Here is a 15,014-nt window from a genome sequence, read left to right on the forward strand (position 1 = left end):
CAAGGCACGATGCTCAGGTTCCTGCGCAAGTACAACAAGTACATCCTCGTCATCGGCGGCGCGCTGCTGATGGTGGTCTTCCTCGTGCCGCAGGCGATCCAGTCGGCGACTGGCAACCCGATGAAGCGGACCGCCGGTCGCCTGGACGGGCAGAAGGTGTCGGTGGGGGACATGACGCTGGCGGCGCAGGAGGCCGCCGCGATCGGCGACTTCCTGCCCATGATGGCCGGGCTTGTCGACCGCGACGCCCGGGACGCGCACTGGCTGCTCCTCGCCCGCGAGGCGGAGCAGGCGGGCTACGTCGGCGGACCGGACGACGGTTTCGACTGGATCCCGGACCTCGCCCGCGATTTCGTCATCAACGACCTGTACCGACAGTACCAGCAGTTCGCGTCGTTCATCCCGAACATGGACGCCTTTGTTGCGCAGCAGTTCGCCTCGCCGCAGGGCCAGGAGATGGTCGGCGAGTACGAGCGAGCGCTGTTGTCGAGGCGCATGTCGATCGCGGGTCAGACCCGGCTGACGCTGGACCAGTTCGACACCGCGCTCGCCAAGGCCCGCGGCATTATCCGCATGTTGGACGCCTACCAGCGGGCTGCCCGGTACTCTGATCGCGCGGGCTACGAGGTCGCGAGCGAGTACCTGAACCACGCCGCGGTCGCGTGCCTGCAACTGACGGCGGATGATCTCGCCGACGACTCGGCCGCGCCGAGCCGGGAGGAGTTGGCGGAACACTTCAACCGCTTCCGCGAGTTGGAGCCTGGGAGCGGCGAGTTCGGCATCGGGTACCGGCTGCCCCCGCGGGTCAAGCTTGAGTATCTCAGGCTGAGCCGGGGCGAGATCGAGGGTGCGATCCGCCTTGACCTCGTGGACCTGATGAAGCACCACTCGCAGCATCGGGACCGCTATCCCGGCGAGTTCGAGGCCGAGCGGCCGCTGATCGAGCGAGAGTTGCTGAGCGCGAAGGCGACGCGCGTCCTTGACACGGCGGATGCCGCCGTCCGTGCCGAGATCGCGAGGGCTGTCCGCCAGCTGCCGATGGCCGACGGCTACCGCGTGCTGCCGCCGGACTGGGCCGTGCGCCGGCCCGACCTGGTGGCGGTCGCGGAAGCGGTTGTGCAGGCGGTGAAGGACGCGGAGGGAGTGACCATCCCATTGCCCGCGGTGTGGATCAAGGCGGCGGACTGGCTGACCGCTGCGGACCTGCTCGCGCTGGAAGGGATCGGCACGGCGCGTGCCAGATTGGGAACGCAGGAGGTGTCGGCTGTGCAGTTGATCGGGACGGTGCGCGAACTCGCCGGCCCGAACGACGTGGGCCTGCAAGTCGGCGTGCCATACGCCGACGCGACGCTCCGCGATGCGCAGGGAAACCGGTACTACTTCACCGTGCTCGACGCCTCGCGGGCGAAGACACCCGAGTCGATCGAGGAACTGCCGGATTCCAGCGTCATGGAGCGGGACTGGCGCTCGCTTCGGGCCTACGAGCGGCTCGCGGCTCAGGCCGGTGAGATCGCCGCGCAGGCCGCCGAGTCGGGCCTAGAGGCTGTCGCCGAGGCTCACTTCAAGCCGAATCCCGAGAATCCCGATGACCCGACACCGGCTTCCCGGATACAGGCTCGCGTCAACGTCTTCCGCGAGACGCTGCGGCCCGAGGGGTTGTCGTTCGGCACGCCGGAGTTCTGCCGCACGGTCTATGAGGCGGCATCACGCATCGACCCGACCGTGCCGATCGAGAGCGTTCCGGCCACGGAACGTTACCTCGCGGTGCCCGTGCCCGTCGCACGAAGCCTCGTGGTCGTCCGCATCGACGGCTACGTGCCGTTGACTCTGGAGCGTTATCGCGAATCAGGGGACCGGGTGGAGCGCTTCCACGCGCAGGAGAGGCTCCGGTCGGTCGCGACGGGCGAATCGCCCTATTCGCTGGCGAATCTGATCCGCCGCCACAACTTCGTGCTGGTCGGGGACTACGCCTCCGGGCGTGCGGCGGAGGCCGGCGAGGACGAGACCGCGGAGGGCAATGGCGCCGAGGGTGGGTGATCGGTCAGACCCGAGCGTTTGTCCACCCGCCTCGTGAGAACCGCCACGCGAAGACGACGGCCCGCGCGATGATCTCAGCGCACAGGCCGATCCACAGGCCTGTGAGCGTCGGCTCTTCGAGCAGCGGGTGAGGCAGGTGCTGACCGCCGCCGATGGGCACCTGCACGCCGGAGAGCAGGTACGCGAGCGGCAGGCGCACGCCATAGGTCGTGACCCAGGTGATCCACATGACGGCCTTGGTGTCGCCCGCACCGCGGAGCGCGCCGCGCAGCACGATGGCGACTGCGAAGGGCACCTGCACCGCGCCGCAGACGACAAGCAGCGGAGGCACCATGGCGAGGTGTTCCGGTTGCGCGCTGAGGACGCTGACAATCTGAGCAGGGAAGGCGACCAGAGCAAGGCCGAGCACGCCCATGATTCCCGATGCGAGCAGGGTGCATCGCAGCACGGCCGTGCGTGCGAGGGAGACGCTGCCCGCGCCGAGGTACTGCCCCGCGAGCGTGGCGGCCGCCATCGAGATGGCGAAACCCGGGAGGAAACTGAACGCCTCGATGCGGATGGCGACGACGTGCGCGCCCGTGGTGCCGCCGGCCGCGTGCAGCCAGACGACCATCATCAGGACCAGGAAGTTGCCGGCCCACATGCCGAGGGTTTCGAAGAAGTTGGGCAGACCGACGCGGACGAGGCGCTGCATGGTGTGCCAGTGGGGGCGGAGGCGTTTGCGGCGCAGGCGGACGCCGTGCGAGCCGCGGACCATGAGCCACAGCATGAGGGCCGCGCCGATCGTGTGCGAGGCGAAGGTGCCCACGGCGATCCCTGCGACCCCCATGTCGAACGGGAACGGGTTCGCGAGGACGACGATCGATTCCGCGCCTTCGCCGTCGAGCACGCCGCGCGTGAGGTCAGCGCCGGCGAGCGTCCAGCTGGTAATGATGTTGACGAGGTTGACCACCGCCATGACGGCGAGCGGGCGGTTGGAGTCGCCCGCGCCGCGCACGCACGCGATGCCCACGAAGAGGACGCTGGTCGCCGGGGCGGCGGCGGCCTGCCAGCGGAGGTAGATGGCGAATGCTCGCGCGCCACCTTCGGTGTTGGTCAACATGCCGGCGACGGGGCCTGCCACCAGCCAGATGGCGATGCCCACCGCGGCCCCAGCGGTGGCGGCGAGGGTGACGGATTGACCGACGGCGGCGTTGGCGACACGCCGATCGCCATGACGATGAGTCCGATGAACCACATGACGTAGGCCGCGCTGCCGATGGCGTCGGTCTCGTCGGTGCCGAGCTGCGCGGCGAGGACGGTGTCCGTCAGGCCGACGAGGGAGTTGAGGAAACTCTCGACGAGGATGGGCCAGCAGAGAACCCAGATCGCCCCGCCCATGGTCAGGCCCGCGAGTCGGCCGGTCTTGAGCCGCCCGTCATTGGTGAGTCCCGGCGCGCGTTCGAGTTCCGCCGGGTCGATCTCCATCAAGCCGCGCCAGTCGCCGACGACGGGGATTCTGCGCCTGCGGCGCTCCGCGGCTTTCGGAGGGGGTGTGCTGCTCGCGGTGTCGTGCTGCTCGTGGATGCCGTCCGGCACTGGCGACTCCGTTCGCCGCACGGGCGATCATGCGAGCAACGCGTCAAGCAGTTCCGGGACGCCCTTGCCGTGCGTCGCCACGGTCTCGAAGATCGGCCTGCGTCCGGCGACGTCGCGCAGGTCGCGGACGAGTTCGTTCTCGCCGGGGTGGTCGGCCTTGTTGCAGACGAAGACGTCGGCGATCTCGAGAATGCCGGCCTTGTCCATCTGCACGGCGTCGCCCATGCCGGGCGTGAGCACGACGGCGGTGCGACCCACGTGCCCTCGGATGCGGGTCTCGTTCTGGCCGGCGCCGACGGTCTCGACGAAGAGCGTCTCAACGCGCGAGCCGTCCGGCGTCTCCAGGCCGCCGATCAGCCCCACGATGTCGTCTACGGCGTGGTAGTCCTCGCCGCTGATGGCGAGGGAGCGGTAGTACACGGCCTCTCCCATCGAGTTGAAATCCACGCGCAGGCGATCGCCGAGGAGCGCGCCGTTCGTGATCGGGCTTTTCGGGTCGAACGCGAGCACGGCGCACCGGCCGAGTGTGCCGTTGTCCGCAGCACGCCGCACGTACTCACCCACCAGCCCGGCAACGAGCGTGCTCTTGCCCGCGCCCGGCGAGCCGGTGACGCCGATGACCCGGGCGGGACGGCGGCGCATGGCCTCCTTGCGGACGTCGCGTCCGTCGTGCACGAGCGAGATATCGCGGGCGAGTTGGGCCGTCGCGTGCCCTCCCCCGATGCGCTGCTCGTAGGGGCGCACCGCGCCGCAGACGGCGTCGGCGATCTCGGCGAGGCCGACCCCTGTCGTGAAGCAGGCCGCGATACCGGCTTCCGTGAGTCTCGGCAGATCCTCCTGCGGCAGGATGCCGCCCATGTAGACAGGGATGTCGCCGCGCCCGACGGCGCGCAGTTCGTCCAGGAGCATCGGCCCGAGTTTCAGGTGCGAGTTGCTCATCATGCTGGCGGCGATGACGTCGACGTCCTCGTCGCGGGCGGAGATCGCAAGGCTGCGGGGCGTCTGCCACAGACCGGAGTAGATGACGTGGACGCCGGAGTCGCGCAGGGCGCGGGCGATGACCTTCACGCCGCGATCGTGCCCGTCGAGGCCCATCTTGCCGAGGAGGACTCGCGGGCGGTGGTCGAGACCGGCGCAACGGTCGCGTTTCTCGAACTCGCTGGTCGGCGCGTTGAGTCTGCTGGTCATGCGCGAATGCCTCTCGGCCGGCCGCGGCTGGCGGGCGGAAGGATAGGCCCGGGGGATCGCTGACCCGCAGCGCAGAAAAAGCCCCGGACCCGCGACAGGCCCGGGGCCGTACGAGCGATCGGACGCGGCCGTGGGCTTACACCGCGCCGATCAACTCTCGCAGTCCGAACGGCGAGCCGAGCGTTCCCCAGCCGCCGTCGAGGTACAGGTCGTAGTGGACGAAAGACGCGACAACCGGCGTCGGCGAATCGACGCGGATCGAGAAGGCGGATGGCCCACCCTCGGCCAGGATGGCGTCGAGCTGATCCACCCGCAAGCGAGCGGCCTTCGACGAGCCGATCTCCACGACACTCGAACTCGAACGCCCATCGGTGAACAGGAGCGTGATCTGCGCCGACGCCGCGGCTGCCGACGGGTTGAAGATGGTGAGTTCTTCGACGTAGGTCGTTCCCGCGGAGAGTGCGTTCACGAACGCGTCGCCAAAGACGAGCGTGCGTGAGGCCTCCCATGCCGCCGGAGCCATGTCGCCGTCGCCGTTGCGGAAGTGCGACCAGGTCACGGTGACGGCGCGGTCGGCCTGGAAAGCGACGGCGGCCTCGAAGCCCGCGGGCAGGCCGAGGTCGGCGGGGGAGAGCGTCATGCGCTGCTTCGCTTCGATGCGGATGACTCGTGAGTGCTCGGTCCGATCGCCGCCGGGGTAGGTCACCTTGAAGAGAACGGCAGCCTGGCCCGGGGAGGCATTGAGGATGGAGATCGACGAATCCACGCCCTCCGCGGCGGAAAGGAGCGGGATGACGCCGTGAGTTGCTCCTCCGTCCGGCACGCCGAGCAGACCGTCGCCGCGTGCGAGAGCGATGTCGTAGGAGGTGAGCGCGGCGACGATGGGCAGGTCGGACATGACGACGACACCGAAGACACCGTCGCGCGGGACCGCACCGTCGTCGTTGAAGTTCACGCCGCCGCGGCGCAGGCCGTCTATGGTGCGCACGAACGTGGCAGGGATGCCCTCCTCATAGAGCAGGGTGATCTCCACGCGAGCCGGACCGGGGTTGGGGTTGTAGAAGACGAGCAGGTCGCGTGCCGTCGCGGGGTCGCGGCGAGCCTCCGCGAAGGACCACTCGCGTGAGAGCACGTCGGTGAAGTTCTCGCCGGTGGTGACGCCGAAGTCGTAGTGGCTGAGCGTCGCGCCGATGCGGCCGTCGGAGACGATTTCGAGGGCGTAGGGGACGCCCTCGCGCGTGAGCGAACCGCCGGGGTTGAGTCGAGAGTTGATGGTGATGCCGCCGCGTGAGCGAGGACCGAGCGTGCCTTGAGCAAGCACCTGGTCGCGTTCGCCGATCTCGTAGCGGGCGTAGATCGTGTAGTTCACCGGGAAGGAGTTGGGGTTCACGAGCGGAACGTGCTCGTCGATGGTCGGCGAACTGTACCCCTCGGGGTACCAGAGATAGTGCAGGCTCGGCTCGGCGTCGATCTTGAGCGTGTAGTCGCCGGCGCGGTTGCCGGGGCCTTCAACGAGCACGAAGTACTGCTCGTCGCGACCCGCGACGAACTCGACCGCCGAGGACGCGCCGGGCAGGTCCCGGCGTTCGGACGCGATCGGAAGCCCCTGCGCGGTAAACACTCGGAGCGACAGTCTCAGCCCGGCATCGGACGAAGCGACCTGCACCCGGAGCGGCCCGGTCGCCGGAGACGTGATGGCGAACAGGTCGGTGTCGTCGTGCGTCTGGAGCGTCCCGGTGATCATCGCGTTGCCCGTGCGGTCGTCGAGGGCGATGGCATGGGCGTGGTTCCACTCGCCGTCGCCCGCGAAGTCGTCCGCGGGTGGCGGCGGCGGCGACTCACCGTCGTTCTGGCCGCCGTCCTGGTCGTCACCCTGGTCTTCGCCCCCGCCCGCGCCCCGTCCGCCCGCCTTGTCCATGCTGATGAAGAGCAGGTAGGAGCCGGTCGTGACGGTCTCCCACTGGTCGCTCGGCGTTCCCGCGCCGACAACGATGAAGTAGCGTTCGCCGGCTTGGAGGTCGAAGTCCGGGGCGACGTAGGCAACGCCGCGGATGCCGTCGGTCACGGGCAGGAGGAGTGAGCCTGCCGAATCCCGGAACTCGATTCGCGGGGCGAGTTGGCCGACGATCGACTGGGCCACGGCAGCCACGCTGATGTCCATGCGGAACGGCGGCACGAAGGTGAACAGGTCGGTGTCGCCGGCGTGATCGACAGTGCCGGGCGCGGACGCCGTGAGGGTGTACCCGTTCCAATGCGTGTTGAGGGTGAGTTCGGTCGCGTTGTCGAAGTCTGGGAAGTCGGCGTGGTCGCTGAGCAGGACACGCCCTTCGAGCGCTTCAACACCGATTCGGTCAGGTTGTGCGAGTCGGTCTCGTCGAACGGTGCGCGCAGCGACAGCCTTTGTGCGTCGGGTGTTCCGGACTGTGATCACGGTTGCCTCCGTTCTCCACAGGTTCGGCCCACGCAGGATTGATCGGGGAGGTCGCGCTTCCCACACCTGCCGAGCCGCTGAAACGAGCGAGAACGGATGAGAACATGAATACAGTCGCTGCTCGGCAGGGGCTTATTCACCCGGCGTGGAACCAAGGTTGCACCCGAGGTTGCGGGAGGAAAAGAAATATTGCCCCAAAGAAACGGCCCGCTGAATCGCGGGCCGGTGAGAGCGTGCCGGAGGATGTCCGGTTCTACCACCCGCCGCGTCCGCCGCCGCCGCGCCCGCCACGGCCCCCGCCGTATCCTCCGCCTCCACCACCACCGTACCCGCCCCCGCCTCCGTAGCCGCCGCCTCCGCCCTGTCGCGGGGCGCGCTCCTTGGCCTCGTTGACGACGAGTGGTCGTCCGCCCATGGGCTTGTCGTGCAGGGCCTCGATGGCCGCACGGGCGTCCGAGTCGCCCATCTCGACGAAGCCGAACCCGCGCGAGCGGCCTGTCTCGCGGTCGGTGATGACACGGGCATCCTGCACCGCGCCGAAGGGAGCGAAGAGTTCCGACAACTCGGCGTCAGTGACGCTGAACGGCAGATTCCCGACGTAGATCCGCATGTCCGAAACAGTCCATCCCGAGAGACTTCCCAACCACCGACGCTATCCACTCTCGGCCTGGACCGGCTTCGGCTGCCCCGGCCCGGCCTTCCGCAAGGCCGCCGCCCGGACCCGCGCCATCATACCACACGCCCCCTCCCCCGCTGCAACCCCCCGGTGGACACAATCCGGCGACGGGCCTCGGCACCGGCGCTGCTTTCCGGTACCATCCGGTCAGCCGCTCGGCACGAGCGGAACCTGCGAATGAGACGAACCGCGTTCACCTTGATCGAGTTGCTGGTGGTGGTGGCGATCATCGCCCTGCTCATCGGGCTGTTGCTCCCCGCGATGGGCAAGGCAAGGGAAACGGCACGGCAGGCGGTCTGCACGACCAACCTTCGGCAACTCATCGGCGCGTTCCACGCCTATGCGGGCGACGCTCAGGACCGACTGCCGATGCCCAACTGGGGGATGAACAGCAGGGGCTGGCTCTACACGGCGGCGCGCATCTACACCTATCACGCGTCGTATATGTACGGGCCATCCACGGGCGTGATTTGGCCGTACCTCGGCGGGCCGGAACCTGAAGACAAGCATTTCCTGATCAGGAACGAGGTCGCGTCTGTGTACCGATGCCCGACGCACAAGGAGCCGTACCCGGGCGCGACGGAGAAGATCACGAGTTACCTGGTGAACGGGGCGGTGTTGGACTGGGGGCTGGCCTCCGCGCCCTACCGGATTGACCAGTTCCGTCCCGACTCGGTGATCGTCTGGGAGAGCCAGGAAAACGGCTCGACGGGCGCGCCGTGGAACGACGGGTCGAGTTTTCCGACCGAGGGTCTGACGCTGCGGCACGGGCGGGGTGCGACCGTCGCCGTCGTGGACGGATCATGCGTGTGGTTCCGTCGGTCGGACTGGGACGACGAACTGAACGTCACCCCGGGACGGCTCTGGTGCGCGCCGGGGGCACGGAACGGGAAGTGGTGAAGCCCTCGATGGTCGGTGTTACGGGTGCGTCGGCGAGTGCTTGTCGACGCGCCGCGCGACCGCCCTTTCCAGCCGGTCCGCCGTACCGTTGATGGCGTCGTAGAGATCGAACGCAGTGTGCTCGACGGCGATGGGCTGCATCCCCGCGAGCCGCGCCTCCATCATGCACCGCATGTCGCGCCCGGCCTTGGGGCCGTTCAGGTCGTTGACGTGGACCTCGACGCGTGTCACGCGGTCGGCGAAGCGGTGGAGCGCCTTCTCGATCTTGTCGCGTGTGTGCTTCTCAACGGCGTCGGAGTGATGGATGTTGCCCCAGTTCAGCAGCAACTGCATCGCGCTTCTCCCTGCCCCGGCGGCGTCCATGGTCCGCGCGGCGCACGCCGCCGCTCGGCCCGCCCTTCACTGTACGCCACGCCCATTCGGGGGTTCGTGGGGCTGAGCGCTTTTCGGACCTCCCGCACGCGGCACAATCGCCACAACCGGTGGGGTCTTGTCCCGGGAGAGGCGAGGCGGGGTGCCGCAACGGTCAGCGTTTCCGATATCTCCGGTAGGTCCGTGTGCATGTGCACGGCCGGGCCGTGGCCGATGGCGCATTCGTAGGGAGGATGAGTCCATGAACGCTCGAACCGCCATGCCGATGCTCATTCTCGCTGTCGCCGGCCTGCCCGCCGCGGCGAGCGCTCAGGCGGCGTACCAGATCCTCCCCGGCATCATCCGCGACTTCCGGAACGACCACCCGGACTTCGGGCACCCGTCCGGCGTGTACGGCGACCGGGCGGTGGCGGTGGTGAACGAGCGCATCACGGGGCGCGAGATTCCGTCGTTCTCCGACATCGGGCGCACGCTGCTGACCGAGGCACGCGACGCCTCGGGGCGACCGATCCCGGCCCACCTCGCGTCCGAGGCGGGGCAGTGGACGACGCCCGAGAGCGTGGCACGCCCGGCGTTCAACCGCGAACGGTTCGAGGTCTCGCTGCTCGACGTTTCGTACAACTCGAACGGCACGAGTTCGTGGACGTACCGGGTGCGCGAGGTCGCCGGCAAGGACCTGAGCCACTGGCTCCTGCGCGTGCCGACGACGGTGCAGGTCATGCCCGGCACGACCGCGGGCTACCACTTCGGCGTGGACGGTTCCACGGGCAACTTCGGGGTCAAGTGGGACATGCCGAACGATGCTTGGACGGAAGGCGTCTTCACGATCGTGCTCGACAAGCACTACGAAGGTGCGGTCACGCACGACGCCGCGGTGTGCAAGGCCGGAAACAGATGGGGTGGTGACGCCATCTTCGCGCCGACGGCGAACCTGCGCCCGAGCGACGGCTGCTGGGACGGACCGGACGTCTTCGCCAACCTTGGGGACCACGACCGCGGCTCGATCACCTCGTACGATTCCTACGTCCAGTGGTACACGAACGTGCCGGGCGTGAACGCCGCGACACCGTGGGGGATGCGCTTCGAGCACGTGGGCGATGGTGTCTACGAGTTCAACGCGGCCGACTTCCACCCGATCGACGGCGAGTTGTACGGCAACCAGGGCGACCCGCACAACCGCTACTTCACGTTTGCCGGCGAAATCGCGTTCACCTACAACGAGTGCAAAGGGCAGTTTATCGCGGTGCGCACGGACGGCGACGTGTGGGTGTACATCAATGATCGGCTCACGATCGACCTGGCCGGGCTTGAGCCGGGCAAGGCGCAGATGCTCGAGATCGACCGCCTCGAACTGAATGACGGCGACGAGTGCGTGTTCCGCGTCTTCTACGCGCAGCGCACGGAGGAGGGCGCGGAACTCGTCATCCGCACCAACATCGAGTTCCGCGCGGCAGGCCGGCTCGGGTCGGCATCCTCGGCCCTGCACGACTGACCCGTTCAGGGAGTCGGAAGGCCCGGCCAGAGCAGCGCGAACACCAGCCCCGTGATCAGCCCGTACACGACGCCGTCGGCGAGGCAGGCGATCATGGCGTTGCGTCCGTGCTGGAACCAGATGCCGTTGGGCAGGTGGCCGAAAGCGTGCCCCAGAACGCCGGCGGTCGCCGCGATCTGAAAGACTTCGCCGAACGCCGCGCCGCGTGCGAGCGACGCCGCCGCGATGTAGCCCACGAAGAAACTGATCACCAGATGCACGAGGAAGGTGAGGAGCAGGTTCCGTCCCATGCCCGCCTTACGCCACACGTTCAGCTCGCCGCCCGGTCCTTCCGCCCACTTCTTCTGGAACTCGGGATCCTTGCCCTCCTTGTGGCTCCTGCAATGCGGGAATCCGTAGCGCCCCGGCGGAATGTTCATCTGCTTGATGGCGGCGATGAAGGCGCCTTCGTCCGGCAGTCCCTTCATGTCGCCGGAGTGGTGCGGGAGAACGGTCCACGCGATCGCCGACGCGATCCACACGGCCGCCGCCGACAGCAGGATCGGCAGCCACAGACTCAACAAGATGTCCATCCGGTGTTCCTTTCACCGGGCAATCCACGGATGCCCCGGAGGACACAGCCTGCCATCATCCCCGAGCGGCGTCAAGCGGAGCGTCAACCCCCCTCGTGGCAATAGCACGATGCAGTCGGTCGCACGTCGGCTCTGGCCCATGCCGCTTCGAGTGCGGGCCGGAGGGCGTCGGCTTCGGCGGTCCTTCCCTGCGCCTCCAGCGCCTGTCGCAGCCCGATGAGCGCCCAGCCGTTGTTGGCGTGCTTCTTCAGGTCTTCTCTGTAGACCTCTTCCGCCTCGGAGGCCCGGCCGTCGGAGAGCAGGAGGGCGCCGAGTGCGTGTCGCACCGGCTGCATCCACCCCGGGGGTTCGTCGTAGACGAGCACATCCTCCATGGCCACTGCCTCGCGGAGAAGGGCGAAGGCGTGCTCGCGATCGCCGCTCTTGAAGGCGATCTCGCCGGCGGCCATGTTGCGGGCGATGCCGATCACACTCGACGCCGGGTTGTTGTGCATGAACCACCCGTCTCCGATCCCGGCAGCGACGGACTCGAAACGCGGCGCAGGTTCGCCAGCGCGACGGCCCTGGCGTAGTGCCACTCGGCGCGGCTCAGCAGACGCCACTCCGGGGGCTCAGCCTCGCCGAGGATGTCCTCCCACTTCCCGAACCGCACCATGACGTGTAGGGTCGTGGGCATGAATCCGTCCGCGATGCCGACATTGTTGCGCAGGAACTCCTCGGGAATCTCTCGCTCGATCTTGCGCGCCGCGGCGAGGGCGGCCTCGTACCTGCCCTCCATCATCGACGCGTAGGCCAGGAAGTGGACGTTGTGCAGGAAATACAGGCTGTAGAAGTCCGGTGGCGGGGCCACAGCGAAGTACGACTCGTCCGCGGCGATCGCTCGTTCGTTCGAGACGGCGGCGTCGGAGTACCGCCCCGTGCGGATGAAGATGTGCGACGGCATGTGGACCAGGTGCCCCGAACCCGGGACCAGCGTGCCGAGTCGCTCGGCAGCGAGCGTCGCCTTCTCCGGCCACGGCGAGGCCTCGACGGCGTGGATGTAGAAGTGGTTGGCGCCGGGGTGGTTCGGCGCGATCGCCATCACGTGCTCCAGCACCGCGACAATCTCGGGCGTCCGGTGCTTGGGCCGGCCGTCGTGCGTCCACATGTCCCAGGGTTGGAGGTTCATCAACGATTCGGCGTAGAGCGCGCCGACGTCAGAGTCGTTCGGGAACGCGCGGTAGGCGTCTCCCATCGCCGCCGCGTAGGCCTCGTCGAGCGGTCGGCGATCCTCGGGCGCGGGCCAGGCATAGCGCCGCTCGACGGCGCGGATCAGGGCACGCTCGGCTGGGCTTGCGTTGTTGATGCGCCGGGCTGCCTGACGCGAGGCGAGGTAGGCGAGGCGCGACTGCTCCTCGCCCATCTGAGGGTTGTTGATGTGCAGGCCGCGGGCGTAGGCCTCGCCCCACCACGCCATGGCGCAGTTCGGGTCCGCCCGCTGTGCCTTCTGGAACGAGCGGATGGCCTCATCGTGGTTGAACCCGTAGAGCCACGCGAGGCCCTGGTTGAAGTGTTCCTGCGCGAGCGGCGAGGACGTGGTGATCGCGCGAGTGTGCCCTCCCATGTTCTCGAAGAGCGAGGCGGTGCCGGCACCGTACGTGTCGCGCTGCCGGCTCGCGCACCCGGCGACGAGCAGCGACGCAGCCAGAACCCCGACCAACCCGACCCGGAAAACAGTCAGCCGTTGCATGGGATCGCTCCTTGTGCCACCTTGACTTCGGACAGTCTACCACGGCGGCGGTCGCCGCCGATCCCCACGGGAAACAAGCCCCATCCAGGGTCTGGTCCCGCGGTGTGCTGAGGCTCACTCGATCTCGATCCGTGAGTTGAGACGGATGGAGTTGGCCATGTTGAAGTAGTTGGGGGATGTCGCCATGACGGCCCGGTGGACCCTCTCGAACTGCTCGGGCGTGCCACTTCCCTTGACGCGGATCGTGTAGCGGAGTTCGTCGTAGCCGGGCTTGACGGCCGCGTCGATGCCGAGGAAGCCGCGCAGGTCGAGTTCGCCCTCGGACTCGACCTCGAGGCTGTCGAGTTCGATGCCGTTCAGGGCGCAGCCGGCGACGAAAGTGGCCATGATGCAGGCGTTCATCGCGGCGAGGAGGCACTCCTGGGGGTTCGGGGCGGTGTTCGTGCCGCAGAGTTCGGGCGGTTCGTCGATGCGGACGGTGAAGTCCTTGCGGAGCCGGCGGCCCCCGAGTTCCCACCCGTTGACCTCGGTCTCGCTGACGGCCCCGCCGAGCCAGCGCGTGGTGACGCCGAAGAAGGCGACGCCGTTGCGGTGGTCGCGGGAGATGTCCGCGACGAGCCGCTTGAGGCGGTCGGTGTCGATGCCGTTGACGATGGCCTGCGTGGACTGCATGAGCGTGCTCCTTGTGGTCCGTGTGTTCGCGCCCTTGGGATCGTCCGTCGGGCACGCGATACCATTCGGCATCCCGGGGTCGAAGGCGACTTGACTCACCGCCCACAATGCCTTGACCCGTGGTCAACCCCGCCGGAGGAGCGTGCAGTGGCGACATCGACGCGAGAACGGCTGATCGTGACCGCAGGCGACCTGTTCTATCGGGACGGTTTCCATGCCGTCGGGCTGGACCAGATCATCAACGCCGTGGGCGTGACGAAGACCACGTTCTACAACCACTTCGAGAGCAAGGACGCGCTGGTGCTGGAGGTGCTCCGCTGGCACGACAGGTTCTGGCGCGACGAGTTCCGCGCGCTGCTGCGCAAGCACGGCGGCGATTCGCCCCGAGGTCAGCTGCTCTGCGCGTTCGACGCCATCGAGGCCATGCTCAACAGCGAGGAGTTCAACGGCTGCTTCTTCATCAACGTGGCGGTCCAGTTCCCCATGCACCACGATCCCGCCCACCAGGCCGCCGCCGAGCACAAGGCGGCCATGGAGGAGATCATCCGCGAGATCGCGGGCTACGCGGGCGCAACCGACCCGGCGGCGTTCGCGCAGGAGTTCTGCATGGTGCTGGAGGGCGCGTACGTGACGCGCCAGGTCACGGGCTGCTCGCAGACGGCGGAGATCGGCCGAAGGCTCGCACGGATGCTCGTCGAGCGACACATCCCGGACAAGGGCTGAGCCGGGGCTACTCGACGGGTGCGTAGAACCCGCCGCCGGTGTCGCGGAGTTTGCCCGAGCGGGCGAGCGCCTTCCAGACCTCGGGCGGGAACTCCTCGGGCGGGATGATGGCGTCGATGGCGGACTTGCGTCCTCCGGTCGTGTAGCGATTCCCCAGCCGTGATTCGTCAGCGAGGCGTGCAAGTTTGAGCCGCTTGGTGTACGCACGCATGGCAGACTTCAGTGTCTCTTCGGGGATGTTCGGACCGTCCGGTAAAGCGGTCGCCGAGACATCGGCAGTCGGGCTTTCGAGTCGCGCCACGATGGCATCAAGGCCGTCCGCGTCATGTTCTGCGCAGACGCGACTCGCCTCGGCCTGATCGACCGGAAGCCGCGCGAGAAGCCGCTGGGCGAGCGGCCACGCCTGCGCCGCCGAGGCCGGCCCCAAGCGGACCTCGCCGACGAGTTGCCGGAGTTTCTGGACAGCGTTCATGCGGGAGGGTAGCGACGACGCCGGACGGCACGAGAGGTGAAGAGACCTGCCGGGTGTGCGTGTGCGGAGGCGTGCCGCTGGGGAGGGCCGGTCTGCCCGACGCGATCAGAATCCGCTGACTCGGGTGTGCGCAACCCCGCCCTTCCGCGTTATCCTGCCTGCTGCCGCCAAG

12 protein-coding genes and 1 pseudogene are annotated in these 15,014 nt (G+C 68.2%); 4 read left to right on the forward strand and 9 right to left on the reverse strand.

Annotation, left to right across the window (positions count from 1 at the left end):
• Positions 1-9: 9 nt before the first annotated feature.
• On the forward strand, positions 10-2,037 hold the full coding sequence (locus FBT69_00135) for a hypothetical protein (protein MDL1903215.1): 2,028 nt from the start codon (positions 10-12) through the stop codon (positions 2,035-2,037).
• A 4-nt stretch (positions 2,038-2,041) separates the two neighbouring features.
• On the opposite strand, the gene FBT69_00140 is transcribed toward FBT69_00135, so the two are convergent.
• The 4 genes from FBT69_00140 to FBT69_00155 form a co-directional block, all read right to left on the reverse strand.
• The gene (locus tag FBT69_00140) at positions 2,042-3,403 is read right to left on the reverse strand and encodes an MATE family efflux transporter (GenBank protein MDL1903216.1); all 1,362 of its coding nucleotides are present in this window, start codon (positions 3,401-3,403) and stop codon (positions 2,042-2,044) included.
• Between the two features lie 239 nt (positions 3,404-3,642).
• Positions 3,643-4,803 (reverse strand): hypothetical protein, encoded by a 1,161-nt coding sequence (locus FBT69_00145; GenBank protein ID MDL1903217.1) that lies wholly within the window; start codon positions 4,801-4,803, stop codon positions 3,643-3,645.
• 136 nt (positions 4,804-4,939) lie between these two features.
• Positions 4,940-7,234: a hypothetical protein gene (locus tag FBT69_00150; protein MDL1903218.1), complete on the reverse strand. Its 2,295-nt coding sequence runs from the start codon at positions 7,232-7,234 to the stop codon at positions 4,940-4,942.
• Positions 7,235-7,487: 253 nt separating this feature from the next.
• Positions 7,488-7,844, reverse strand: a complete 357-nt coding sequence (locus tag FBT69_00155; GenBank protein MDL1903219.1) for an RNA-binding protein — start codon at positions 7,842-7,844, stop codon at positions 7,488-7,490.
• A 243-nt stretch (positions 7,845-8,087) separates the two neighbouring features.
• Between FBT69_00155 and FBT69_00160 the strand changes: the two genes are divergently transcribed.
• The gene (locus tag FBT69_00160; GenBank protein MDL1903220.1) at positions 8,088-8,810 is read left to right on the forward strand and encodes a DUF1559 domain-containing protein; all 723 of its coding nucleotides are present in this window, start codon (positions 8,088-8,090) and stop codon (positions 8,808-8,810) included.
• 18 nt (positions 8,811-8,828) lie between these two features.
• Here FBT69_00160 and FBT69_00165 read toward each other — a convergent pair whose 3' ends face one another.
• Positions 8,829-9,173, reverse strand: a complete 345-nt coding sequence (locus FBT69_00165; protein ID MDL1903221.1) for an HPF/RaiA family ribosome-associated protein — start codon at positions 9,171-9,173, stop codon at positions 8,829-8,831.
• Between the two features lie 250 nt (positions 9,174-9,423).
• Between FBT69_00165 and FBT69_00170 the strand changes: the two genes are divergently transcribed.
• Positions 9,424-10,674: a fibro-slime domain-containing protein gene (locus tag FBT69_00170; protein MDL1903222.1), complete on the forward strand. Its 1,251-nt coding sequence runs from the start codon at positions 9,424-9,426 to the stop codon at positions 10,672-10,674.
• A 5-nt stretch (positions 10,675-10,679) separates the two neighbouring features.
• Here FBT69_00170 and FBT69_00175 read toward each other — a convergent pair whose 3' ends face one another.
• The 3 genes and pseudogenes from FBT69_00175 to FBT69_00185 all read right to left on the reverse strand — a co-directional run bounded on the left by FBT69_00175 (position 10,680) and on the right by FBT69_00185 (position 13,647).
• Positions 10,680-11,246, reverse strand: a complete 567-nt coding sequence (locus tag FBT69_00175; protein ID MDL1903223.1) for a hypothetical protein — start codon at positions 11,244-11,246, stop codon at positions 10,680-10,682.
• Between the two features lie 83 nt (positions 11,247-11,329).
• Positions 11,330-12,975, reverse strand: a pseudogene (locus tag FBT69_00180) (tetratricopeptide repeat protein).
• 114 nt (positions 12,976-13,089) lie between these two features.
• The gene (locus FBT69_00185; protein MDL1903224.1) at positions 13,090-13,647 is read right to left on the reverse strand and encodes an OsmC family protein; all 558 of its coding nucleotides are present in this window, start codon (positions 13,645-13,647) and stop codon (positions 13,090-13,092) included.
• On the opposite strand from FBT69_00185, the gene FBT69_00190 reads away from it, so the two are divergent.
• On the forward strand, positions 13,567-14,370 hold the full coding sequence (locus FBT69_00190; protein MDL1903225.1) for a TetR/AcrR family transcriptional regulator: 804 nt from the start codon (positions 13,567-13,569) through the stop codon (positions 14,368-14,370). The two genes, FBT69_00185 and FBT69_00190, sit on opposite strands and share 81 nt — an antisense overlap.
• 7 nt (positions 14,371-14,377) lie before the next feature.
• Here FBT69_00190 and FBT69_00195 read toward each other — a convergent pair whose 3' ends face one another.
• A complete protein-coding gene (locus tag FBT69_00195) occupies positions 14,378-14,671 on the reverse strand; it encodes a hypothetical protein (GenBank protein ID MDL1903226.1) in 294 nt (97 codons plus the stop codon).
• Between the last annotated feature and the right edge of the window lie 343 nt (positions 14,672-15,014).

Origin of the sequence: Synechococcales cyanobacterium CNB, assembly GCA_030263455.1 — a bacterium.
Lineage (GTDB): Bacteria > Planctomycetota > Phycisphaerae > Phycisphaerales > UBA1924 > CAADGN01.

What these genes read in the sequence shown, in the direction of transcription:
- FBT69_00160 (MDL1903220.1), top strand. Translation starts at nt 8,088, where the DNA reads ATGAGACGAACCGCGTTCACCTTGATCGAGTTGCTGGTGGTGGTGGCG.
- FBT69_00135 (MDL1903215.1), top strand. Translation starts at nt 10, where the DNA reads ATGCTCAGGTTCCTGCGCAAGTACAACAAGTACATCCTCGTCATCGGC.
- FBT69_00175 (MDL1903223.1), bottom strand. Translation starts at nt 11,246, where the DNA reads ATGGACATCTTGTTGAGTCTGTGGCTGCCGATCCTGCTGTCGGCGGCG.
- FBT69_00185 (MDL1903224.1), bottom strand. Translation starts at nt 13,647, where the DNA reads ATGCAGTCCACGCAGGCCATCGTCAACGGCATCGACACCGACCGCCTC.
- FBT69_00170 (MDL1903222.1), top strand. Translation starts at nt 9,424, where the DNA reads ATGAACGCTCGAACCGCCATGCCGATGCTCATTCTCGCTGTCGCCGGC.
- FBT69_00145 (MDL1903217.1), bottom strand. Translation starts at nt 4,803, where the DNA reads ATGACCAGCAGACTCAACGCGCCGACCAGCGAGTTCGAGAAACGCGAC.
- FBT69_00155 (MDL1903219.1), bottom strand. Translation starts at nt 7,844, where the DNA reads ATGCGGATCTACGTCGGGAATCTGCCGTTCAGCGTCACTGACGCCGAG.
- FBT69_00165 (MDL1903221.1), bottom strand. Translation starts at nt 9,173, where the DNA reads ATGGACGCCGCCGGGGCAGGGAGAAGCGCGATGCAGTTGCTGCTGAAC.